Here is a 21,961-nt window from a genome sequence, read left to right as displayed (position 1 = left end):
GATGAAAGAGTTGATCGCAGTTATTGTTAAACCTCTTGTTGACTCACCAGAGAATATTGAAATAACTGAAATTGTTCAGGAAGATCAAATTACATTTCGTCTATCTGTTCATAAAGAAGACGTTGGCAAGGTGATTGGTAAACAAGGACGAATAGCAAAAGCGATTCGATCTGTTGTATATGCAGCAGGATCTAATTCATCTAAAAGAATTCAACTTGAAATTAACGACTGAAAAAGGTGAGGAAGATTCCTCACCTTTTTTTGTACTATAGAGATCAAAAATAAGACAAAATAAGTTACTTGAAGGTTTATTGTTGTATGAAGCTTAGTAGGGGAGGAACAATAATGAATATACTCCACCACGTAACGGTCAAACAGACTATAACTGAGACAAGTAAGCATGAATTAATTGAACAGTTTACAGAAAAGAAAAAGCGTCTAGAACAAGAATGTGACCAATTATACTTTGAATATAAAAAAATTGAAAAAACGAGTAAACCATTAGCTAGTCAATATCTTAAAGAGATAGATAAAAGGCGCGAAAAAATTAAGCTCGTTGATTTTCAGTTAGAGCAAGTCAATATTTTGCCACTAGGTAGTGAGTTAAAAGAAAAAGAAGTAGAAGCAATAATAGAAGTGAATGTTGGTGACAATTGGTCAGACATTATGCAAGAAAAAACAATTGTTATTAAAGATGGAATCGTTGATCAAATACGCCTGAGGTGATAATTATGGCAGAAAAATGGTTTAATGTTGGTAAAATAGTCAATACACATGGAGTTAGAGGTGAAGTTCGTGTTATTTCTAAAACGGATTTCGCAGATGAAAGATATCAGCGTGGTAATAAATTATACATATTTAAAGAAAATTCAAATGAACAACTAGAAGTAGTTGTAGAAAACCATCGTGTTCATAAAAATTTTGATTTATTAACATTTAAAGGAATGAATTCCATACAAGATGTTGAGCCATTCAAAGGCTCCTTATTAAAAGTAACGGAAGATCAATTAACTGAACTGGAAGATGGGGAGTATTACTTTCACGAAATTATAGGGTGTACAATGTTTACTGATGAAGGATCTGAAATCGGAGTGATTCATGAGATCCTATCAACAGGTGCAAATGATGTGTGGGTTGTGAAAAGAAAAATCGGTAAAGATCTACTTGTTCCTTATATTGATGATATTGTTACAGAAATTAATATCGAAGAGAAGAAAATTGTCATCACTCCTATGGAAGGGTTATTAGACTAATGAAGATTGACTTTTTGACCCTTTTTCCTGATATGTTTCAAGGTGTTTTAAATGAGTCAATATTAAAAAAGGCCCAAGAAAAACAAGCAGTAAAATTTCGAGTAATGAATTTTAGGGATTATTCTACAAACAAACATCATAATGTTGATGATTATCCATATGGTGGCGGAGCTGGAATGGTGTTGACGCCACAACCTATTTTTGATGCAGTAGAAGATATCCAAAAGGAAACAGATTCAGCACCAAAAGTTATTCTTGTGTGTCCACAAGGTGAGCGTTATACACAAGAAAAAGCAGAACAGCTGTCTAAAGAAGATCACTTATTGTTTATTTGTGGTCATTATGAAGGCTATGACGAGCGCATAAGAGAGAATCTTGTTACTGATGAGATATCTATTGGAGATTTTGTCTTAACAGGCGGTGAGCTAGCTTCTATGGTTATAGCAGATAGTGTGGTTCGTTTGCTACCTGGCGTTCTAGGAAATGAAGATTCTCCTGTACTTGATTCCTATAGTTCTGGGTTGTTAGAACACCCTCATTATACTAGACCAGCAGATTTTAGAGGGTTAAAGGTTCCTGATGTTCTTCTTTCAGGAAATCATAAAAAAATAGCAGAATGGCGTGAGGAAGAATCTCTTAGAAGGACCTTTAATAGAAGACCAGATTTATTAGAATCTTACCCATTAACTGAAAAGCAACAATCATTCTTAAAAACCTTAAAAAATAAGAACTAGCTATTGCAGGTCAATAGTCTTTATGGTATGATGAATCTCGTGACTTGCTCAAGAATACTCCTTATGGGTGCTTTCTAGAGGGCAGGCTTTAAAACGATGTTCCGCTGCAATGAATATATTGGAATGAGCGTCTGTTGGAAGGAGTTGAAAACGATGCAAAAACTAATTGAAGAAATCACAAAAGAACAATTGAAATCAGATCTTCCTGCATTCCGTCCTGGTGATACAGTACGTGTACACGTTAAAGTTGTAGAGGGTACTCGTGAGCGTATTCAGGTGTTTGAAGGTGTTGTGATTAAGCGTCGTGGTGGTGGAATTAGTGAAACATTTACAGTACGTAAGATTTCTTACGGTGTAGGTGTTGAGCGTACTTTCCCTGTACACACACCAAAGATCGCGTTATTAGAAGTTATTCGCCGCGGTAAAGTTCGCCGTGCTAAACTTTATTACCTACGTCAATTACGTGGTAAAAAAGCGCGTATCAAAGAAATTCGATAAGATAGCTTAGCTTATGCTAAGTCTCAAATATATGGGTCAGCTAACTGTCCGTATAGTTGATAAGGAGCTTGTTATTTAACAAGCTCCTTTTTCAATAGGTTATTGATGGGGGTAAATAGCAACCATAATACAGAAGCATAACCAAGCTTCTACAATCTTCTTAATTAAAGAATCAAAAATCTTCTCATTACTACAATTTGTAATGGGTATAGTATTATATAGACTGTGGACATAATGATTGCTAGAGTAGGTGAAAAAATGACAAAAAAGAAAAATGAGCTATTCGAATGGATTAAGGCACTTACGATAGCTGTATTACTGGCTGCTATTATAAGGTATTTCTTTTTTGCTCCAATCGTAGTTGATGGATTCTCCATGATGCCGACTTTACATACGCAAGATCGAATGATCGTAAATAAATTCTCCTATAAAATTGGTGAACCAAAACGTTTTGATATCGTAGTATTTCATGCTACATCAGATAGAGATTATATTAAAAGAGTCATTGGTTTACCTGGTGATACTGTTGAGTATGAAAACGATACTCTTATTATTAATGGTAAAGAATATCCTGAACCATATCTTGAAGAGTACAAAAATCAGCTAATCGATGGACCATTAACTGAACCCTTTAATTTAGAAAGCATTATTGGTCAAACCACAGTACCAGAAGGTCATATATTTGTTATGGGAGACAATAGGCGGCAAAGTAAGGACAGTAGACATATCGGTACTGTCCCAATAGAAGAGGTTATGGGTAAAACAAGCTTAGTTTATTGGCCGATATCAGATATAAGATTTGCTGAGTAATGTAAAGAAGGTGTTTTTATGACAATACAATGGTTTCCAGGACATATGGCAAAGGCAAGAAGACAAGTAACAGAGAAGATAAAATTAATTGATATCGTGTTTGAGCTTGTTGATGCCAGAATTCCGATGTCATCACGAAATCCGATGATTGATGAAATTATTTCAACAAAGCCAAGAATCGTTTTATTAAACAAAGCTGATAAAGCAGATAATTTCGTTACAAATCAATGGATCTCATATTTTAAAGAACAAAACATCCCTGCAATCGCAATAGATGCTCAAACGGGAACAGGCTTAAAGCAAATTACAGCTCTTTCAAAAGTATTATTGAAAGAAAAGTTCGATAAAATGGCAGCAAAGGGTATAAAGCCCCGTGCTATACGTGCGTTAATCATTGGAATACCTAATGTAGGAAAATCAACTTTAATCAATCGTTTAGCTAAAAGAAATATTACAAAAACCGGAGATAGGCCTGGCGTAACAACTGCTCAACAATGGGTGAAGGTAGGAACTGAATTAGAATTGTTAGATACACCAGGAATTTTATGGCCGAAGTTTGAAGATGAGTTAGTAGGGTACAAATTAGCTACAACAGGTGCTATTAAGGACGCTATACTAAACCTTCAAGATATTACTGTATTTGCTTTAAAGTTTTTAAAAGAATTTTATCCAGAGCAATTGAAAGAACGTTTTAATTTAGAAGAACTACCTGAAGAGATTGTTCCTTTATTTGATGAAATAGGTAAAAGACGTGGATGTATGATGCAAGGTGGCATTATTGATTATGATAAAACATCAGAGCTGATACTAAGAGAAATTAGAGGAGATAAATTAGGTAGATTATCATTTGAAACACCGTCTCAATTTCAATCGAATGAGGTTATGACTTAAATTTATATTTTTAATTACAAAGATGGTTGACTCCAATTACGCTAGAGTCAGCCTCTTTATTTTTTTATACCTTATCCGATATATAAAGTAAGATTATCATAACAGTAGGCTAGGCGCTGTTAACCTTAGTTGTTGATTTCCTCTTAACAGGCATTCTTTTTTTTGAAGTCTTCTCGTGAACTTCGCGCCTGTGGTGTCTATAGGAGACACTCTTCTCCAAGTTTGTCTCCTATATTCAGATCAAATATAAAATCAACATTGAGCTATAATACAGCCTAAAAGTAAAAAAGTGTAGGGGTAAAACTAATGACATTAACAACGAAAGAAATTCAACTAAAATTAACAAATATAACAAGCGAAAAGGATCCATTTTTACAAGAATGTAAAGAAGATAGTAGGAAGGGTGTTCAACAGCTTGTTGAGAAGTGGTTCAAAAATTATGAAGTTGAAAAACTGAAACAACAACAATTTTATCATATGTTACGTTATGAAAATGATGTTAGAGCTAAAGGATACCAACTAATTGCAGGTATTGATGAAGTGGGCCGAGGTCCTTTAGCAGGCCCTGTAGTGGCTGCAGCAGTCATATTGAAGGAAGAATGCTATATACCAGGTTTAACAGACTCTAAGAAGCTAACAGCTAGTTTAAGAGAGCACTTTTTTGAGCTAGTAAAAGAAAATGCTGTTGCAATAGGTATCGGAATAATTTCACCAAAAGTAATTGATGAAGTAAATATCTATGAAGCAACGAAGCTAGCCATGTTAAAGGCAATTGACGAATTAAACGTACAACCAGATTATTTGTTACTTGATGCAATGAATTTAAATATTAATATTAACCAACAATCCATCATTAAAGGTGATTCTAAAAGTGTATCTATTGCAGCGAGCTCTGTTATTGCAAAAGTTACTAGAGACCGTATGATGATAAATCTAGCTAAGGACTACCCTGAATATGGATATGAAAAGCATATGGGATATGGCACAAAGCTGCATTTAGAGGCATTAGCGAAACATGGTGTTACAGAGCATCATAGAAAAAGCTTTGCTCCCGTAAAAGAGTTGTTAAAAGAATAGGAGAATCATTTATGAATCCAATCCATACATTTACAAATCTCCTTCATAAAAGTATCTCACTATCACAATCAGAAAATCAGCTGTCGCTAAAAGAAAATCAGATTGTTCATGGAAAAGTCCTAAAATTATTTCCTGATCAAAAGGCTTTAATTCAAATAGGGCAATCAAAGCTCGTAGCACAGCTTGAAACATCAATGTCAACAAAAGAGAACTACTGGTTTAAGGTTGGTGGGTCATTGAAACAAGGAATTAACTTGAAGATGGTCAAGCAAGTTGAATATGATAAGAATTCAAAGCAAGCTATTGCTAAAGACCTAGTACACTTATTTCAACAAAAGCCTACAAGAAATAATGTATTACTAGCAAAAGAGTTAATGAAAGAAAATATACCGATGACAAGTGAACAGTTTGGTGCGGCTACAGAAATCATTAAAAACACTGATAAAAAAGCTATACCTCAAACAATACAGGCCATTCAATATGCTATAAAGCAAAATTTTCCATTAACACATTCTATTATAAGTTCACTTGTTCAAACTCAAACTGAGCAACCACTAACAAGTCAAATTGAAAGTATTATCGATAACATACAAAAAGTAAAAAGTGAAGTTCCTAGCTTGAATCAATTAACTCAAGCAATAATTAAATTAAAACAAAATCCGGTAAACACGGTTATTGAAAAGGTCATTAATTATATTGCAAATCCTGAAGAAGCTATGAATTTAACTAAAAGTGAACAACAAACGCTCCAGAAACTTACTGTGAAATTTCAAAATGAACAAGTGCTGAACACAGTTAAAAATGAGATTAGAAATATGCTGCTCTCAAACGAACAAGTGAAAAAGCAAACTTTAATAAATATTGAAGAACCTATTATCGGACCAAAGTTCATAAGTGACTCTGAGTTAAGTTTAATAAAAAAAATTTCGTCTGATATGATGAGCTTTCTAACAAAAGACCATGTACTTCATACATTACTAGATTTAGAGAAACAACTAGGCCATATTAAATTACAAACTCAAGTTTTGCGTGATAATGATGATCAAAACAGTATGAAAACACTAAAAGAACTATTAGTTATTGCTAGTAAGGAGGTAGATATACCAGTTTTGAGGGATCAAATAGAGCATTTAGTTCAACGTTTAAATGGACATGCTTTACTTACTCAGGACCATGGGCCAACACAGCAAATTATTACCCAAATACCACTATATGCCATTAATCACCAATCTGATTTAACAATACAATGGCAAGGGAAAAAACATCAAGACGGGACAATTGACCCAGCTTTTTGTCGGATATTATTTTATTTGCAACTACCTAAATTAGCAGAAACAATGGTTGATGTACAAATTCAAAATCGTGTCATGACAATCACAATTACAAATGATAACGCAGAATTAAAAAAGTTCGTTTCAAGTAATTTTGATCTCATAAAGCAGTCCTTAACAGAGATGAATTATCAATTAACCTCTGTTAGTGTTAAGCCCTTTGAGATAAACAAGTATAGAGATAAACCATTGGACCTTTTAACTAACTCTCAGGGTAATTTTTCTTATACTGGAGTTGATTTTAAAATATGACAAAAGAAAATAAGATAAAACAAGCGATAGCACTAAAATATAATGTTGATAAAGAAGAAGCACCCCTTGTCATTGCAAAAGGGCAAGGACTTGTAGCTGATGAGATCCTAGAGACGGCTAAAAAAAATCAAGTTCATATCCAAGAAGACCCTGCATTACTTGAGTTATTGTCTAAATTAGAGATTCATCAACAAATACCTGAAGAGTTATATGAAGCAGTTGCAGAAATCTTCGCATTTGTATATAAAATGGAGAGTGAGTTGCAAGAAGACAAATAATGAAGTTTTTGTTATTGAACCATATTCAAAGTTGTCTTAAGAGAAGGTTTACTATTCATTAGCAGAAGACGTAGTATAATGAAGGTATTTAACAGAGTCTATCTTTATAACAATCAGAATGAAGAGTACAAGCTTTTGGATGATCTATTATTCACTTTCTGAAAGAAGAAATTTCTTATTTAAACTAAATCCCTACCAGTATTTTCAAATGTATTTAAGTATTATTACTATAGTAGCAACAATGATTGCGTCATCAGCTCATATAGACTTCTTTTATAAATATCAAAAGGGTGTAGAAGTTTATTAGAAAAAATACAGTAAAAAAGCGTGAAATTTCTAAAACAAGTAGCTAAAAATAAAACTACTTTTAATGATAAACTACTTAAAATAGCTTTATATTAAAAAAATAAAAATTAAATTTTTAAAAAGGATCTCACTATTTTGTATGGAATTATAGACAATGTTCGAACTATTATATAAAATGAAAGCGCAGTATAATTTTTATTTTTGCAAATAGGTTAGGAGGATGGCAAATGAATATCCATGAGTACCAAGGAAAAGAACTCCTTCGTAAATACGGAGTGTCTGTACCAAATGGACAAGTGGCTTTTTCAGTAGATGAAGCGGTAGAAGCTGCAAAAGAACTTGGAACAGAAGTAGTGGTCGTTAAAGCTCAAATCCATGCAGGTGGACGTGGAAAAGCTGGTGGGGTAAAAGTTGCTAAAAACCTTGAAGAAGCACGTACATATGCTGAAGAAATTTTAGGGAAAACCCTTGTAACACACCAAACAGGTCCTGAAGGAAAAGAAGTGAAAAGACTTCTTGTCGAAGAAGGCTGTGATATTAAGAAAGAATATTACGTGGGTCTTGTATTAGATCGTGCTACATCTCGAGTTGTTCTTATGGCTTCTGAGGAAGGCGGAACAGAAATTGAAGAGGTAGCAGAGCAAAATCCTGAAAAAATCTTTAAAGAAGTTATTGATCCTGCTGTAGGATTACAAGGATATCAAGCAAGAAGAATTGCATTTAACATCAATATTCCAAAAGAATTAGTGGGGCAAGCTGTTAAATTCATGATGGGCTTATACAAAGTATTTGTTGAAAAGGATTGTTCTATTGCTGAAATAAATCCATTAGTCGTTACTGGTGATGGAAAAGTAATGGCGCTTGATGCAAAACTTAATTTTGATTCAAATGCACTGTATCGTCATAAAGATATTGTAGAGTACAGAGATCTTGAGGAAGAAGATGCGAAAGAAATTGAAGCATCTAAATATGATTTAAGCTATATATCTTTAGATGGAAACATTGGATGTATGGTAAATGGTGCTGGTCTTGCGATGTCTACAATGGACATTATTAAGTACTATGGTGGAGATCCCGCAAACTTCCTGGATGTTGGGGGCGGCGCGACTGCAGAAAAAGTAACAGAAGCATTTAAAATCATCCTTTCTGACGAAAATGTTAAAGGTATTTTTGTGAATATTTTTGGTGGAATCATGAAATGTGATGTTATTGCAGAAGGTGTAGTAGAAGCTACGAAACAAGTAGGTTTAGAAATACCGCTTGTCGTTCGTCTTGAAGGAACAAATGTAGACTTAGGTAAGAAAATTTTAAATGAATCAGGTCTAAATATTACTTCTGCAGAGTCTATGGCTGACGGCGCACAAAAAATCGTTTCATTAGTAGAGTAAGAAAGGCAGGGGACAAACATGAGTGTATTTATTAATAAAGATACAAAAGTTATCGTACAAGGTATTACTGGATCAACTGCTCTATTTCATACAAAGCAAATGCTAGAGTATGGTACAAATATTGTTGGTGGTGTAACACCTGGTAAAGGTGGAACTGAAGTTGAAGGAGTACCTGTGTTCAATACAGTACAAGAAGCTGTTCAAAAAACTGGTGCAAATGCATCTGTTATTTATGTACCTGCTGCTTTCGCTGCTGATGCAATCATGGAAGGCGTAGATGCAGAGCTAGATCTTGTGATTTGTATAACAGAGCATATTCCAGTATTGGATATGGTAAACGTAAAAAGATATATGGAAGGTAAGAAAACTCGACTTGTAGGACCTAACTGCCCTGGAGTTATCACACCTGACGAATGTAAAATAGGTATTATGCCTGGATATATTCATAAAAAAGGTCATGTAGGTGTTGTATCTCGTTCTGGAACCCTTACTTATGAAGCAGTACATCAATTATCACAAGCTGGAATTGGTCAATCTACAGCTGTAGGTATCGGTGGAGATCCTGTTAATGGGACGAACTTTATCGATGTACTTAAAGCTTTCAACGAAGATGAAGATACTTATGCTGTCATCATGATCGGAGAAATTGGTGGTACTGCTGAAGAAGAAGCAGCAGAGTGGGTTAAAGCAAATATGACTAAACCTGTTGTAGGCTTCATTGGCGGACAAACTGCACCTCCAGGAAAGCGTATGGGCCATGCTGGAGCTATTATTTCAGGTGGTAAAGGGACTGCAGAAGAAAAAATTAAAACAATGAATGAGTGTGGAATTAAAGTAGCTGACACACCTTCAGTTATGGGTGAAACACTAATCTCTGTTCTTGAAGAACAAGGATTATTGGAAAAATGTAAAACACATTAATTTTGAAGGAACAGGTTTTTAACCTGTTCCTTTTAAGCATGTTTAAAAATGAGGAGGACAGAAATGGATGTATTAACAAAAAAAATTTTTATTTTATCACATTGTAAAAGTGTAAGTAGCAATCTTCTTAATAAATTACTCAAGATTGATCCGTCTTTAGCTAACTTTCACAATTTTAAATACACAGAATGGATTCATTTCTTGAATGTTAAGGAAAAACAAGTTAATACAATTACACAAGAATATATGAACCAGAGTTTTGAGAAATTACATGAGCAATATTATCGTGAAAATATCTCCTATATAACTATTTTTCATAAAAATTATCCTGAGATGTTAAAACAAATCTCGGATCCTCCACCAATACTTTTCTATAAAGGAGATATTCGCTTAGCTAGCAACTCAAATTTATTAAGTGTCGTTGGAACTAGATATCCTTCTGATTATGGAAAAATGGCTGTCGAGCATATCTTAAAACCATTAATAAAAGACAAATGGGTGATTGTTAGCGGTATGGCTAAAGGTATCGATACAATTGCTCATGAAACGGCTATAAATAATAGCGGCAAAACAATAGCCGTTATTGCTGGTGGTTTATATCATGTGTATCCAAAAGAAAATATTCCTCTTGCAAAAACGATTTCTTCACATTTAATCCTTTCAGAACACCCTCCAGATACTAAACCTCAGAAATGGCATTTTCCCATGAGAAATAGGATAATCAGTGGGCTATCAGCAGGTACGATTGTTGTACAAGCAAAAAAAAGAAGTGGATCGCTTATCACTGCACACCAAGCATTAGACCAAAATAGGGAGGTTTTTGCTGTTCCAGGTTCCATTTTTGATGAATGTAGTTCGGGTACGAATGAACTAATTTTAAGTGGTGCTAAGCTTGTACGAGAGGCAGAAGATATAAAGGTGGAATTAATATGTATATAGTGAATTCTTGAAAATCTATAGAAAAATCTGTAATTTTAGTTAAAATATTCATGTTATTTCGTGTGGAAATAGTATATGATAGGTATAATTTCTTTAATAGTGTTTGACAAAACATAAAATAATATTTAATAATAGTGGAGATTTAGAAAGTCATTCAATCAATAATCGAATCAAAAAAATATACTTTCTATTAAAGACTTATAAAAATTGAGCATTTCTATAAATAGTTAAAATCTAGATATTAACCTATAATAAAAAATCTGTTTTGTAACCTCTATGATTTTTGTTCACTAATAAATTTAGGCTATGTTAAAGCTTAAGGTTGTTTTTTAGCACTTGGTTGATTGGAGTGAAAGGCATGAGACTCCTGCTTAGAGAAGCGTGTCGAAGGGAGACCCCACAGGCGCTTGCGCCGAGGAGGCTTCCTGACCGCCCGCGGAAAGCGATGCCTGTAACGGAAATCAACCACAAAGTTTAACAGAGCCAAAATTTTAACTAATTAAAAATTTACAAAAACATTTTTTTATAACGAGTAAGTATATTCGAAAGTTAATTAGATGATATCATTTCAGGTACTTTCTAAATATTAGCACTTGTTAAGGTTAAGCCAAATGTTGATTATTATCACTTTATTAATTAGTTCTTAATATTTGAGACTGAGACTACTGCTTGACTTACGTAAGAGAGGGACACCAAAGGTCACTTACGAGGAGCATCCCTGAAATCGAATACCTATAAATGAAATGAACAACCAAATGTAGCAAAGCCAAAAAAATAAATGAGCAGAAACTTATAAAAAGAAATATAAAAAGAGAACACCTCTTAAGGAGGACAAAGTTATGTCGGACTATTTAGTCATTGTTGAATCACCTGCTAAAGCAAAAACGATTGAAAGATACTTAGGAAAAAAATATAAGGTAAAGGCTTCAATGGGACATGTACGTGATCTACCTAAAAGTCAAATAGGAGTAGATGTTGAACATAATTTTGAGCCTAAATACATTACAATTCGTGGTAAAGGATCTGTTCTTAAAGAATTGAGAACTGCCGCAAAAAAAGCGAAAAAAGTATTTCTCGCAGCTGACCCGGATCGTGAAGGGGAAGCAATTGCATGGCATTTAGCTCATAGCCTTGATGTTGATATACATTCTGACTGTCGAGTTGTCTTTAATGAGATTACAAAGGATGCAATCAAAGAGTCTTTTAAGCATCCAAGATCTATAAATATGGACCTTGTAGATGCACAACAAGCTAGAAGAGTACTTGATCGACTTGTTGGATATAAGATTAGTCCTATTTTATGGAAAAAAGTTAAAAAAGGTTTAAGTGCCGGGAGAGTTCAATCTGTTGCTGTAAGACTAATTATTGATCGTGAAAAGGAAATTAAAAAATTTGTTCCAGAAGAATATTGGTCAATAGATGGTCAATTCCTAAAAGGGCAAAAAGCTTTTGATGCTTCGTTTTATGGAATAAATGGTAAGAAAAGAGAATTAAACTCAGAAGATGATGTGAAAGATATCTTAAAAGATATTCAAGGTAACAGCTTTAATGTTGAAAAGGTTACTAAAAAAGAACGCAAAAGAAACCCTGCTGTTCCTTTTACTACATCTACTTTACAACAAGAAGCTGCACGTAAGTTAAATTTTAGAGCTAAGAAAACAATGATGATTGCTCAGCAGCTTTACGAAGGAATTGAACTAGGTAAAGAGGGTACTGTTGGCTTAATCACATATATGAGAACAGATTCTACAAGAATATCAGAAACAGCTCAAACTGAGGCTGCTCATTATATTGAAGAGAAATATGGAAACGAGTATCTTGGTATTAAAGCAAAATCAACTAAGAAGAATTCTAATACACAAGATGCACATGAAGCGATTCGTCCAACTTCAACTCTTCGTGATCCTGCTTCAATGAAAGAATTTTTAAGCAGGGATCAATTGAGATTATATAAATTAATTTGGGAGCGCTTTGTTTCAAGTCAAATGGCACCAGGTATTTTAGATACCATGAGTGTAGATTTAATGAATAATGGTGTGATGTTTAGAGCAACAGGTTCGAAGATTAAATTTCCTGGGTTCATGAAAGTGTATGTAGAGGGAAATGATGATCAAATTGAGGAAAAAGATCGCCTACTACCAGATTTAAAAGAAGGTGACGAAGTCTTCTCAAAGGATATTGAACCGGCACAACATTTCACACAGCCACCTCCAAGATATACAGAGGCAAGGTTGGTTAAGACATTAGAAGAGCTGGGTATTGGACGTCCTTCGACATATGCTCCAACACTTGATACAGTTCAAAAGAGAGGGTATGTTTCTCTTGATAACAAGAGATTTATTCCTACAGAACTTGGCGAAATTGTACTAGAACTCATCATGGAGTTTTTCCCGGAAATTATCAATGTAGAGTTCACTGCAAATATGGAGCACAGTTTAGATGAGGTTGAAGATGGCCAAATAGAATGGATAAAAATTCTAGATGATTTTTATAAAGATTTTTCTCCAAGACTCATTAAAGCAGAAAATGAAATGGAAAAAATTGAAATAAAAGATGAGCCTGCTGGTGTAGATTGTGAAGAATGTGGTCATCATATGGTATATAAGATGGGAAGATACGGAAAGTTCATGGCTTGTTCTAATTTCCCTGACTGTCGAAATACAAAACCAATTGTAAAAGAAATTGGTGTAAAATGTCCTAGCTGTGAAGAAGGTATGATTGTAGAAAGAAAATCTAAAAAACGTCGAATTTTTTACGGGTGTAACCAATATCCAGAATGTGAATTTCTATCATGGGATAAACCAATAGCAAGAAACTGTCCAAAGTGTGATAATATGTTAGTTGAGAAAAAGCTTAAAAAAGGTGTTCAAGTTCAATGTATGGAATGTGATTATAAAGAAGAACAACAAAAGTAGGTGAGCCTCTTTAGCTCACCTCTTTATCTTTGTATATACTGTTTAACTTACTGATATAATCTTTCATACATAGATTTTTTAAAATGTGGAGGAATTAACAACATGAATCAAAGTGGTACTACAGTTAATGTAATTGGTGCAGGTTTAGCAGGCAGTGAGGCTGCTTGGCAATTGGCTAAAAGAGGTATAAAGGTTAATTTGTATGAAATGAGACCTGTTGTAAAAACACCAGCACATCATACGGATAAGTTTGCTGAATTAGTATGTAGTAATTCTTTACGAGCAAATACTTTAACAAATGCAGTTGGTGTTTTAAAAGAAGAAATGAGAGTTCTTGACTCTGTTATTATTAAAGCGGCCGATGAATGTGCAGTTCCTGCTGGTGGGGCGTTAGCAGTTGATCGGCATGAATTTGCTGGAAGAGTTACTCAACTTGTAAAAGAACATCCAAATGTTACAGTATATAATGAAGAAATGGGACAAATCCCTAACGGACCAACGATCATTGCGACAGGTCCTCTTACTTCGAAAAACCTTTCTGAACAACTTAAATCACTGACTGGTGAAGAGTATCTATATTTCTATGATGCAGCAGCACCAATCATTGAAAAAGATAGTATCGATATGGATAAAGTATATCTAAAATCTCGATATGACAAGGGAGAAGCAGCATACTTAAACTGTCCGATGACAGAAGAGGAGTTTGATCGTTTTTATGAAGCTTTAATAGCTGCTGAAACAGTCCCATTAAAAGAGTTTGAAAAAGAGATATTTTTTGAAGGTTGTATGCCTCTAGAAGTAATGGCGAAAAGAGGAAGAAAAACAATGTTGTTTGGACCTTTAAAACCAGTAGGTTTAGAAGATCCGAAAACAGGGAAAAGACCTTATGCAGTTGTTCAACTTCGACAAGATGATGCAGCAGGTACCTTATATAATATCGTCGGTTTCCAAACTCATTTAAAATGGGGACCACAAAAAGAAGTATTGTCACTTATTCCTGGTTTAGAAAATGCAGAGGTAGTACGATATGGTGTTATGCACCGCAATACATTTATTAATTCACCTAGGCTTTTAAAGTCAACATATCAATATAAAGATCGTGAAGATCTATTTTTTGCTGGACAGATGACGGGTGTTGAAGGCTATGTAGAATCTGCCGCGTCAGGTTTAGTTGCTGGAATAAACGCTGCTCATTATGTTTTAGGGAGAGAAATGGTTGAATTTCCACATGAAACGGCAATTGGTAGTATGGCAAAATACATTACAACAACAAATCCTGATAATTTCCAGCCTATGAATGCTAATTTTGGTATTTTTGCTGAATTGCCAGTTAGAATTAAAAGTAAAAAAGAACGAAATGAAATGCATGCAAATCGTGCGATAGAAACAATTCAAAACATTTCGAAAAATTTATAGAAACTATTTGCAAGGGCTACTAAGGTTGTGATAACATTTAGTAGCCCTTGTGAGGTGTTTAAATGAATAATGTTAAGGTTTTATTAAATTTGTTCGTTGAATATTTACAAATCGAGAAAAGTTATTCACAATATACAGTTGTGAATTACGTTAATGAAATAGAAAATTTTGCTTCCTTTATGAAGGAACAGGCACTCGAACACCTAGAAGAAATTACATATCAAGATACACGTTTATATTTAACGCAGTTACATAAAAGAAATTATTCTAGGAAAACAATATCTAGAAAAGTATCTTCATTAAGGAGTTTTTTTAGGTTTCTAGTTAGAGAAGAAATGCTCAGTGAAAATCCATTTTCACTGGTTTCTTTACCTAAAAAGGAACAAAATATACCTAAATTTCTATATACAGAAGAAATCGAAAAAATATTCTCAATCTCAGATTGTAATACCCCGTTAGGGCAAAGAAATCAAGCATTAATTGAAGTCTTATATGGTACTGGAATTCGAGTAAGTGAATGTTGTAATATAAAACTCACAGATCTTGATTTTTTCATTGGTACAGTTCTTGTTAACGGAAAAGGTGGTAAACAAAGATATATTCCTTTTGGAAGCTATGCACAAGATGCTCTTGAACAATTTATTAATAGGGGAAGAATTAGCATTACTAGTCATTTGAGTGCTTCAGATCAACACTCTTATTTATTTGTTAACCATCGTGGAGCTCAAATAACTGAACGTGGAGTAAGATATATTCTAAATGAAATGATTAAAAAAGCATCCTCAACACTTCATGTTCATCCTCATATGTTTCGTCATACTTTTGCAACACATTTATTAAACGAAGGTGCAGACATGAGAAGTGTTCAGGAATTATTAGGTCATGCTCATTTATCTTCAACACAAGTATATACTCATGTGACGAAAGATCATCTGAAGAAAATCTATATGACACACCATCCAAGAGCTTAACTTAATAGAGATTACCAGGAGGTAAAAAACATGTCTCAATTTCATGCAACAACCATATTTGCGATTCAACATAATGGCAAAGCAGCTATGGCAGGAGATGGTCAAGTAACTTTTGGAAATGCTGTAGTTATGAAACATACTGCCAAAAAAGTGAGAAAGATTTTTAATGGAAAAGTTATTGCAGGGTTTGCGGGTTCTGTTGCAGATGCATTTACTTTATTTGAACTTTTTGAAAATAGGCTTGAAGAATACAATGGGAATTTACAAAGAGCTGCTGTTGAACTAGCGAAAGAGTGGCGAAGTGATAAGGTTTTAAGAAGATTAGAGGCAATGCTGATTGTTATGAATGAAGAACATTTATTACTAGTTTCTGGAACTGGTGAGGTCATTGAACCTGATGACGGAATTTTAGCTATTGGATCTGGTGGAAACTATGCTTTGTCGGCTGGCCGTGCATTAAAGCGCTTTTCTGGTGAAAGTTTATCCGCCAAAGATATTGCAAAAAGTGCATTAACTATAGCCGGTGAAATTTGTGTGTACACCAATCTTAATATTATTGTCGAAGAGCTTTAATAAGGGAGGCAAATAGGTTGAAAAAAGAGCTAACACCAAAACAAATTGTTGAAAAACTAGATCAATATATTGTGGGACAAAAAGATGCTAAAAAAGCTGTTGCTGTTGCACTAAGAAACCGTTATAGAAGAAGCTTGCTAAGTGATAAGCTTCGAGATGAAGTTGTACCTAAAAATATTCTCATGATCGGACCTACAGGTGTTGGAAAAACTGAAATTGCTAGAAGGATCGCTAAACTTGCTGGGGCACCTTTTATTAAAGTAGAAGCGACAAAATTCACTGAGGTTGGTTACGTAGGAAGAGATGTTGAGTCTATGGTTAGAGATTTAGTCGAAACGTCTGTTCGTCTTGTGAAAGAAGAAAAAATTGCTGATGTAAAAGACCTTGCAGAAGAAAACGCAAACAAACGGTTAGTGGATATTCTTGTACCTAGCAAGAAAAAGCAGAGTGCTGCTAAAAATCCATTAGAAATGTTGTTTGGTGCAGGTGCAAATCAAAATCAGGACCAAGAAGAAACAACGACCGAAGAAACTAATATACAAGAAAAACGCCGTCGTATTGCACATCAATTAGCATTAGGTGAGCTAGAAGACCATTATGTAACAATAGAGGTAGATGAACAACAAGCATCTATGTTCGATATGCTTCAAGGTTCAGGTATGGAGCAGATGGGAATGAATATGCAAGATGCATTGGGAAGTCTTATGCCTAAGAAAAGAAAGAAGCGTAAACTAATCGTTAGAGAAGCTAGAAAAGCTTTAATAAATGAAGAAGCAAGCAAGCTTATCGATATGGATGAAGTTACTCAGGATGCGATTATTAGAGCTGAACAATCGGGAATTATTTTCATTGACGAAATTGATAAAATCGCTGGAAAGTCAAAAGGTGGCTCTTCTGCAGATGTTTCTCGAGAGGGAGTTCAAAGAGATATCCTTCCAATTGTTGAAGGATCAACGATTGTAACTAAATATGGTTCAGTTAAAACAGATCATGTATTATTTATTGCTGCGGGTGCTTTCCATATTGCTAAGCCGTCAGATTTAATTCCTGAACTACAAGGAAGATTTCCAATTCGTGTGGAGCTGACTAAATTAAGTATTGAAGATTTTGTGAAAATATTGGTTGAACCTGATAATGCATTATTAAAGCAATATCAGGCATTGATTGAAACAGAAGGTATACAATTAGAATTTTCTGACGATGCTATACGTAGATTAGCAGAAGTAGCGTTTGAAGTAAATCAAGATACTGATAACATTGGAGCAAGAAGGTTACATACAATACTTGAACGCTTATTAGAAGATCTATCTTTTGAGGCTCCAGATATTAATTTAGAAAAAGTCGTTATTACACCACAATATGTAGAAGAGAAGTTAGGTAAAATATCTAAAAATAAAGACTTAAGTCAATTCATATTATAACAATTTAATATGTCACAGGAGGAACCAATTATGGCTCTATTACAGAAAACACGTAAAATTAACGCTATGCTTCAAAAAGCAGCAGGAAAACCAGTAAACTTTAAAGAAATGGCAGAAACTTTGAGTGAAGTGATTATGGCTAATATATTTGTTGTTAGTCGTAGAGGAAAGCTCTTAGGTTTTGCTGTTAATCAGTTGATCGAAAATGAAAGAATGAAAAAAATGCTTGAGGATCGTCAATTTCCGGAAGAGTACACGAATAACTTATTTAATGTAACTGAAACGTCATCAAATATAGATGTATACAGTGAATATACAGCTTTCCCGATTGAAAACCGTGAATTGTTCAAAAATGGCTTAACAACTATTGTTCCTATTATTGGTGGAGGAGAACGTCTAGGTACATTAATTCTAGCGAGAGTACAGGAACAATTTGAGGATGAAGACTTAATTTTAGCTGAGTACGGTGCAACAGTTGTTGGAATGGAAATACTTCGTGAAAAAGCAGAAGAAATTGAAGAAGAAGCTCGTAGTAAAGCTGTTGTCCAAATGGCGATAAGCTCTCTATCTTACAGTGAATTAGAGGCGATTGAGCATATATTTGAAGAGTTAAATGGTAATGAAGGATTATTAGTAGCAAGTAAGATTGCAGATAGAGTGGGGATTACTCGGTCAGTTATTGTTAATGCACTTCGTAAACTTGAAAGTGCAGGTGTCATTGAATCCCGTTCTTTAGGAATGAAAGGAACATACATTAAAGTACTAAATGATAAATTTCTTCTTGAGCTAGAAAAAATGAAAACAAATTAATAAAAAAAGCACTTCTAGTGTCCTAGAAGTGCTTTTTTTATGGAAATTGGAAAATAATTATAGGTATGGATTTGTCGAAATTTGTGTTACGTTTGTATAAGAAGAAAAACACACCTCTTTTTTAGGTAAACCTCGCTCGATTAGCTATTTAAATGGATAAAATAAGATGTAATTCATATAGTTCAATAGTCCTTTATTTAAAATAGATAGAAAATCCGACTTTTTTTTACAAAGTCTTGATAGACTTTAAGACTATTATTTCATACAATTGAAATATCAAATAACAGATTTCGACAGTATACGATACGATCGTATTTATTTTTTTGTGAGGGGATACTATGAAACTTTTTTCAAATACAATAACAAATTTAGAAAATGCCATATCTTATTCAACTGCAAAGCAAAAAGTGATATCAAATAATATTGCTAATATAGATACACCAAATTATAAAGCCCAAGAAGTCCGTTTTAATAAGGTATTAACAAATGAACTAAGTAAATTCGATGCTTTTAAAACAAATGCTAAGCACATAGACTTTGGATCTAGTTCAAAAGGTTACCAAATTGTAACTAGAAATAACACAAATTATCAACACAATGGAAATAATGTAGATATTGATCAAGAAATGACTGAAATGGCGAAAAATCAAATTCAATATAATGCACTGATCGATCGTTTAAGCAGTAAATATAATTCTTTAAAAACAGTCATTAAAGGTGGGAATTAATTATGTCGATATTTCATTCAATTAATACTTCAGGATCTGCATTAACTGCTCAGAGAGTTAGAATGGACGTAATTTCTTCTAATATGGCAAATATGGATACGACTAGAGGAGAATTTATTGACGGTGAATGGCAACCCTATCGCAGGAAAATGGTTGTAACTCAGCCACAAGGAAATCATTTTTCTTCTTTTTTGAATAAGGCAATGGGCTCTTCAACTAAAAGTGATGGTGTAAAAGTCACTGAGATAAAAGAAGATGAAACACCATTTGAACTTATTTATGATCCGGAGCATCCAGATGCAAATGATGAAGGTTATGTTGCAATGCCAAATGTAGATCCTTTAAAAGAAATGGTGGATTTAATCAGTAGTACACGTTCTTACGAAGCGAATGTGACTACAATGAACGCAACTAAAGGTATGTTATTGAAAGCTCTAGAAATTGGGAAATAGGTGATATAAATGATAAATCGTGTTAGTCCTTTTCAAATATCAACACAACCAACTCAACTACAACAGAAACCAGCAATTGGTTTAGATCAGAATGCTACAAGTAAAGTAAGTTTCGGTGACTTTTTAAAAGAATCAATAAATCAAGTTAATCAAGCACAAGCAGACTCTGATAAAAAGACGAATGCACTTGCAAGTGGGAAAAATGTTGAATTACATGATGTAATGATATCTGCTCAAAAATCGAGTGTTACATTACTTACTGCTGTTGAAGTAAGAAATAAAGTAATTGAAGCCTATCAAGAAATGATGAGAATGCAAGTTTAATATTTAAATGAAAGATGGTTTTTAGTTAGAAAAAGCATGTCATCGTAACCGGGGGATTTTATGGAATGAACGATAAATTAACAAGTTCTAAAAATAAACTATTAGCTATTTGGCAAGGTAGAACCAAAGGGCAAAAAACTCTAGTAATAGCTAGTACAATTTTATTTTTTGTCATAGCTGGTTTACTAACTTATTTTGTCTCAAAGCCTAATCTAGTCCCTCTTTATTCAAATCTTTCAGCTGCAGAGACAGGACAGATAAAAGAAACCTTAGATGCGAAGGGTGTTAAATCTGAAATAACCAATAATGGTTCAGCCATATTGGTTCCTAAAGAACAAGTTGATTCTTTAATGGTTGAACTTGCTGCGGAGGGAATTCCTGATTCAGGAGTGATTGATTATTCGTTTTTTGGACAAGATACAGGTTTTGGAATGACAGATAAAGAGTTTGACGTAATTAAGTTAAAAGCGACACAAACAGAGTTAGCAAACTTAATGAAAGGCATCGAGGGTGTTAATGATGCAAATGTGATGATTAACATGCCTGTTGAATCTGTATTTGTAGGAGAACAAGTTGATGGGTCATCTGCATCAGTTGTACTTAATTTGAAACCTGGTGCACAATTAGATCAAGAAAAAGTAAATGCATTATTTCATTTAGTTTCTAAAAGTGTTCCAAACCTAACTACTGATAATATCGTCATAATGGATCAAAACTTTAATTATTATGACTTAAATAATGGAAATAATTCTCAAGGTGCTAATTATGCATCACAACAAGAGATTAAATCACAAATAGAACAAGATATTCAACGTAATGTTCAAAAGCTCTTAGGAACAATGATGGGACAAGATAAAGTTGTAGTAGCTGTAACTACTGATATAGACTTTACCCAAGAAACGAGAGAAGAAAACCTTGTTTCTCCAGTTGTTGAGGGTAATGATGAAGGAATTGCTGTTAGTGTTGAAAGAATTACCGAAGCATATACCGGTTCTGGAGCTGCAGCTGCTGGTGGTGTTAATGGTGCAGGAGAAGAGGATATTCCTGGGTATGAAGGAGCAGCAACAGGTTCTGAAGATGGCGACTATGAACGTATCGAAGAAAGAATTAATAATGAGGTAAATCGAATTAATAAACAGATTGTTGAAAGTCCTTATAAAGTTCGTGATTTAGGAATACAAGTGATGGTTGAGCCTCCAGATCCGGAAGATCCATTATCTTTTACTCCTGAAAGAGAGGAAGATATTCAACAAATCCTTGCAACTGTCATTCGAACATCTATTAACAAGGACGCAAATGAAGAACCATTAACAGATGAAGAACTTGCAAATAAGGTTGTTGTATCTGTTCAAGCTTTCGATGGTAAACAACAATTTGTTGAAGATGTGCCCACACAAGCAATCCCAATTTGGGTTTGGATTATAGCAGGTGTTCTACTTTTAGCAATTATTGTGCTGGTATTCTTATTAATTAGAAAGAAAAAACAAGAAAATGATGAGTTTGAAGATGAAGATATAGATATTCAAGATCCTATTAGAGTTCAAGATATTAATAATGAAGTTGAAACAGAAGGAACTGTTCGTAAAAAACAGCTAGAAAAAATGGCGAAAGAAAAACCAGAGGACTTTGCCAAGCTTTTACGTACATGGATTTCAGAGGATTAGGGGGGTTGG

23 protein-coding genes are annotated in these 21,961 nt (G+C 34.0%); all 23 read left to right on the top strand.

Going from position 1 to position 21,961, the window contains the following annotated elements:
- Nucleotide 1: 1 nt before the first annotated feature.
- The 23 genes from LC076_RS01845 (at nucleotide 2) to fliF (ending at nucleotide 21,952) form a co-directional block, all read left to right on the top strand.
- The gene (locus tag LC076_RS01845; RefSeq protein ID WP_226665732.1) at nucleotides 2–232 is read left to right on the top strand and encodes a KH domain-containing protein; all 231 of its coding nucleotides are present in this window, start codon (nucleotides 2–4) and stop codon (nucleotides 230–232) included.
- Nucleotides 233–345: 113 nt separating this feature from the next.
- Nucleotides 346–726, top strand: coding sequence for a YlqD family protein (locus LC076_RS01840; protein WP_226665731.1), 381 nt, complete (start codon nucleotides 346–348; stop codon nucleotides 724–726).
- Nucleotides 727–731: 5 nt separating this feature from the next.
- Entirely contained in the window at nucleotides 732–1,253 is a 522-nt protein-coding gene (gene rimM / locus LC076_RS01835; RefSeq protein WP_226665729.1) for a ribosome maturation factor RimM, read from the top strand.
- Nucleotides 1,253–1,987 (top strand): tRNA (guanosine(37)-N1)-methyltransferase TrmD, encoded by a 735-nt coding sequence (gene trmD, locus LC076_RS01830; protein WP_226665728.1) that lies wholly within the window; start codon nucleotides 1,253–1,255, stop codon nucleotides 1,985–1,987. The genes rimM and trmD overlap by 1 nt, the downstream gene beginning before the upstream one ends.
- 153 nt (nucleotides 1,988–2,140) lie before the next feature.
- Nucleotides 2,141–2,485: a 50S ribosomal protein L19 gene (gene rplS / locus LC076_RS01825; RefSeq protein WP_146946725.1), complete on the top strand. Its 345-nt coding sequence runs from the start codon at nucleotides 2,141–2,143 to the stop codon at nucleotides 2,483–2,485.
- 258 nt (nucleotides 2,486–2,743) lie between these two features.
- The gene (lepB, locus tag LC076_RS01820; protein ID WP_226665727.1) at nucleotides 2,744–3,295 is read left to right on the top strand and encodes a signal peptidase I; all 552 of its coding nucleotides are present in this window, start codon (nucleotides 2,744–2,746) and stop codon (nucleotides 3,293–3,295) included.
- 18 nt (nucleotides 3,296–3,313) lie between these two features.
- Nucleotides 3,314–4,186 carry a ribosome biogenesis GTPase YlqF gene (gene ylqF, locus LC076_RS01815; RefSeq protein ID WP_226665726.1) on the top strand — a complete coding sequence of 291 codons (873 nt, stop codon included), beginning with the start codon at nucleotides 3,314–3,316 and terminating at the stop codon, nucleotides 4,184–4,186.
- 306 nt (nucleotides 4,187–4,492) lie between these two features.
- Entirely contained in the window at nucleotides 4,493–5,263 is a 771-nt protein-coding gene (locus LC076_RS01810; protein ID WP_226665725.1) for a ribonuclease HII, read from the top strand.
- An 11-nt stretch (nucleotides 5,264–5,274) separates the two neighbouring features.
- Nucleotides 5,275–6,846 carry a hypothetical protein gene (locus tag LC076_RS01805; protein WP_226665724.1) on the top strand — a complete coding sequence of 524 codons (1,572 nt, stop codon included), beginning with the start codon at nucleotides 5,275–5,277 and terminating at the stop codon, nucleotides 6,844–6,846.
- Nucleotides 6,843–7,124 (top strand): EscU/YscU/HrcU family type III secretion system export apparatus switch protein, encoded by a 282-nt coding sequence (locus tag LC076_RS01800; RefSeq protein WP_226665723.1) that lies wholly within the window; start codon nucleotides 6,843–6,845, stop codon nucleotides 7,122–7,124. The genes LC076_RS01805 and LC076_RS01800 overlap by 4 nt, the downstream gene beginning before the upstream one ends.
- A gap of 533 nt (nucleotides 7,125–7,657) precedes the next feature.
- The gene (sucC, locus tag LC076_RS01795; RefSeq protein ID WP_226665722.1) at nucleotides 7,658–8,818 is read left to right on the top strand and encodes an ADP-forming succinate--CoA ligase subunit beta; all 1,161 of its coding nucleotides are present in this window, start codon (nucleotides 7,658–7,660) and stop codon (nucleotides 8,816–8,818) included.
- Between the two features lie 18 nt (nucleotides 8,819–8,836).
- Complete coding sequence (gene sucD, locus LC076_RS01790) at nucleotides 8,837–9,739, top strand: succinate--CoA ligase subunit alpha (RefSeq protein ID WP_226665721.1); 903 nt, start codon at nucleotides 8,837–8,839, stop codon at nucleotides 9,737–9,739.
- Between the two features lie 63 nt (nucleotides 9,740–9,802).
- On the top strand, nucleotides 9,803–10,678 hold the full coding sequence (gene dprA, locus LC076_RS01785; protein WP_226665720.1) for a DNA-processing protein DprA: 876 nt from the start codon (nucleotides 9,803–9,805) through the stop codon (nucleotides 10,676–10,678).
- An 839-nt stretch (nucleotides 10,679–11,517) separates the two neighbouring features.
- Nucleotides 11,518–13,593, top strand: a complete 2,076-nt coding sequence (topA, locus tag LC076_RS01780; RefSeq protein ID WP_226665718.1) for a type I DNA topoisomerase — start codon at nucleotides 11,518–11,520, stop codon at nucleotides 13,591–13,593.
- A gap of 102 nt (nucleotides 13,594–13,695) precedes the next feature.
- The gene (gene trmFO, locus LC076_RS01775) at nucleotides 13,696–15,009 is read left to right on the top strand and encodes an FADH(2)-oxidizing methylenetetrahydrofolate--tRNA-(uracil(54)-C(5))-methyltransferase TrmFO (RefSeq protein WP_226665717.1); all 1,314 of its coding nucleotides are present in this window, start codon (nucleotides 13,696–13,698) and stop codon (nucleotides 15,007–15,009) included.
- A gap of 62 nt (nucleotides 15,010–15,071) precedes the next feature.
- Nucleotides 15,072–15,980, top strand: a complete 909-nt coding sequence (gene xerC / locus LC076_RS01770; protein ID WP_226665715.1) for a tyrosine recombinase XerC — start codon at nucleotides 15,072–15,074, stop codon at nucleotides 15,978–15,980.
- A 30-nt stretch (nucleotides 15,981–16,010) separates the two neighbouring features.
- Nucleotides 16,011–16,553, top strand: coding sequence for an ATP-dependent protease subunit HslV (gene hslV, locus LC076_RS01765; protein WP_226665714.1), 543 nt, complete (start codon nucleotides 16,011–16,013; stop codon nucleotides 16,551–16,553).
- A gap of 17 nt (nucleotides 16,554–16,570) precedes the next feature.
- Nucleotides 16,571–17,974 carry an HslU--HslV peptidase ATPase subunit gene (gene hslU / locus LC076_RS01760; protein ID WP_226665712.1) on the top strand — a complete coding sequence of 468 codons (1,404 nt, stop codon included), beginning with the start codon at nucleotides 16,571–16,573 and terminating at the stop codon, nucleotides 17,972–17,974.
- Between the two features lie 30 nt (nucleotides 17,975–18,004).
- A complete protein-coding gene (gene codY, locus LC076_RS01755) occupies nucleotides 18,005–18,784 on the top strand; it encodes a GTP-sensing pleiotropic transcriptional regulator CodY (RefSeq protein WP_226665710.1) in 780 nt (259 codons plus the stop codon).
- Between the two features lie 338 nt (nucleotides 18,785–19,122).
- Nucleotides 19,123–19,512, top strand: coding sequence for a flagellar basal body rod protein FlgB (gene flgB, locus LC076_RS01750; protein WP_226665708.1), 390 nt, complete (start codon nucleotides 19,123–19,125; stop codon nucleotides 19,510–19,512).
- Nucleotides 19,513–19,514: 2 nt separating this feature from the next.
- Nucleotides 19,515–19,964, top strand: coding sequence for a flagellar basal body rod protein FlgC (flgC, locus tag LC076_RS01745; RefSeq protein WP_226665706.1), 450 nt, complete (start codon nucleotides 19,515–19,517; stop codon nucleotides 19,962–19,964).
- 9 nt (nucleotides 19,965–19,973) lie between these two features.
- Nucleotides 19,974–20,288, top strand: coding sequence for a flagellar hook-basal body complex protein FliE (fliE, locus tag LC076_RS01740; protein ID WP_226665704.1), 315 nt, complete (start codon nucleotides 19,974–19,976; stop codon nucleotides 20,286–20,288).
- Between the two features lie 65 nt (nucleotides 20,289–20,353).
- A complete protein-coding gene (gene fliF, locus LC076_RS01735; RefSeq protein WP_226665703.1) occupies nucleotides 20,354–21,952 on the top strand; it encodes a flagellar basal-body MS-ring/collar protein FliF in 1,599 nt (532 codons plus the stop codon).
- The last annotated feature ends 9 nt before the right edge of the window (nucleotides 21,953–21,961 follow it).

The sequence above is a fragment of the Metabacillus litoralis genome (assembly GCF_020524045.1).
Classification (GTDB): domain Bacteria; phylum Bacillota; class Bacilli; order Bacillales; family Bacillaceae; genus Metabacillus; species Metabacillus litoralis_C.
The sequence above is the reverse complement of the archived record's forward strand: the minus strand, read 5'-3'. Positions and strand labels throughout refer to the sequence as shown.

What these genes read in the sequence shown, in the direction of transcription:
- rplS (WP_146946725.1), top strand. Translation starts at nt 2,141, where the DNA reads ATGCAAAAACTAATTGAAGAAATCACAAAAGAACAATTGAAATCAGAT.
- LC076_RS01800 (WP_226665723.1), top strand. Translation starts at nt 6,843, where the DNA reads ATGACAAAAGAAAATAAGATAAAACAAGCGATAGCACTAAAATATAAT.
- flgB (WP_226665708.1), top strand. Translation starts at nt 19,123, where the DNA reads ATGAAACTTTTTTCAAATACAATAACAAATTTAGAAAATGCCATATCT.
- flgC (WP_226665706.1), top strand. Translation starts at nt 19,515, where the DNA reads ATGTCGATATTTCATTCAATTAATACTTCAGGATCTGCATTAACTGCT.
- LC076_RS01810 (WP_226665725.1), top strand. Translation starts at nt 4,493, where the DNA reads ATGACATTAACAACGAAAGAAATTCAACTAAAATTAACAAATATAACA.
- trmD (WP_226665728.1), top strand. Translation starts at nt 1,253, where the DNA reads ATGAAGATTGACTTTTTGACCCTTTTTCCTGATATGTTTCAAGGTGTT.
- lepB (WP_226665727.1), top strand. Translation starts at nt 2,744, where the DNA reads ATGACAAAAAAGAAAAATGAGCTATTCGAATGGATTAAGGCACTTACG.
- hslV (WP_226665714.1), top strand. Translation starts at nt 16,011, where the DNA reads ATGTCTCAATTTCATGCAACAACCATATTTGCGATTCAACATAATGGC.
- xerC (WP_226665715.1), top strand. Translation starts at nt 15,072, where the DNA reads ATGAATAATGTTAAGGTTTTATTAAATTTGTTCGTTGAATATTTACAA.
- topA (WP_226665718.1), top strand. Translation starts at nt 11,518, where the DNA reads ATGTCGGACTATTTAGTCATTGTTGAATCACCTGCTAAAGCAAAAACG.
- LC076_RS01840 (WP_226665731.1), top strand. Translation starts at nt 346, where the DNA reads ATGAATATACTCCACCACGTAACGGTCAAACAGACTATAACTGAGACA.
- sucC (WP_226665722.1), top strand. Translation starts at nt 7,658, where the DNA reads ATGAATATCCATGAGTACCAAGGAAAAGAACTCCTTCGTAAATACGGA.
- dprA (WP_226665720.1), top strand. Translation starts at nt 9,803, where the DNA reads ATGGATGTATTAACAAAAAAAATTTTTATTTTATCACATTGTAAAAGT.
- rimM (WP_226665729.1), top strand. Translation starts at nt 732, where the DNA reads ATGGCAGAAAAATGGTTTAATGTTGGTAAAATAGTCAATACACATGGA.
- LC076_RS01805 (WP_226665724.1), top strand. Translation starts at nt 5,275, where the DNA reads ATGAATCCAATCCATACATTTACAAATCTCCTTCATAAAAGTATCTCA.
- LC076_RS01845 (WP_226665732.1), top strand. Translation starts at nt 2, where the DNA reads ATGAAAGAGTTGATCGCAGTTATTGTTAAACCTCTTGTTGACTCACCA.
- codY (WP_226665710.1), top strand. Translation starts at nt 18,005, where the DNA reads ATGGCTCTATTACAGAAAACACGTAAAATTAACGCTATGCTTCAAAAA.
- fliE (WP_226665704.1), top strand. Translation starts at nt 19,974, where the DNA reads ATGATAAATCGTGTTAGTCCTTTTCAAATATCAACACAACCAACTCAA.
- ylqF (WP_226665726.1), top strand. Translation starts at nt 3,314, where the DNA reads ATGACAATACAATGGTTTCCAGGACATATGGCAAAGGCAAGAAGACAA.
- trmFO (WP_226665717.1), top strand. Translation starts at nt 13,696, where the DNA reads ATGAATCAAAGTGGTACTACAGTTAATGTAATTGGTGCAGGTTTAGCA.
- fliF (WP_226665703.1), top strand. Translation starts at nt 20,354, where the DNA reads ATGAACGATAAATTAACAAGTTCTAAAAATAAACTATTAGCTATTTGG.
- sucD (WP_226665721.1), top strand. Translation starts at nt 8,837, where the DNA reads ATGAGTGTATTTATTAATAAAGATACAAAAGTTATCGTACAAGGTATT.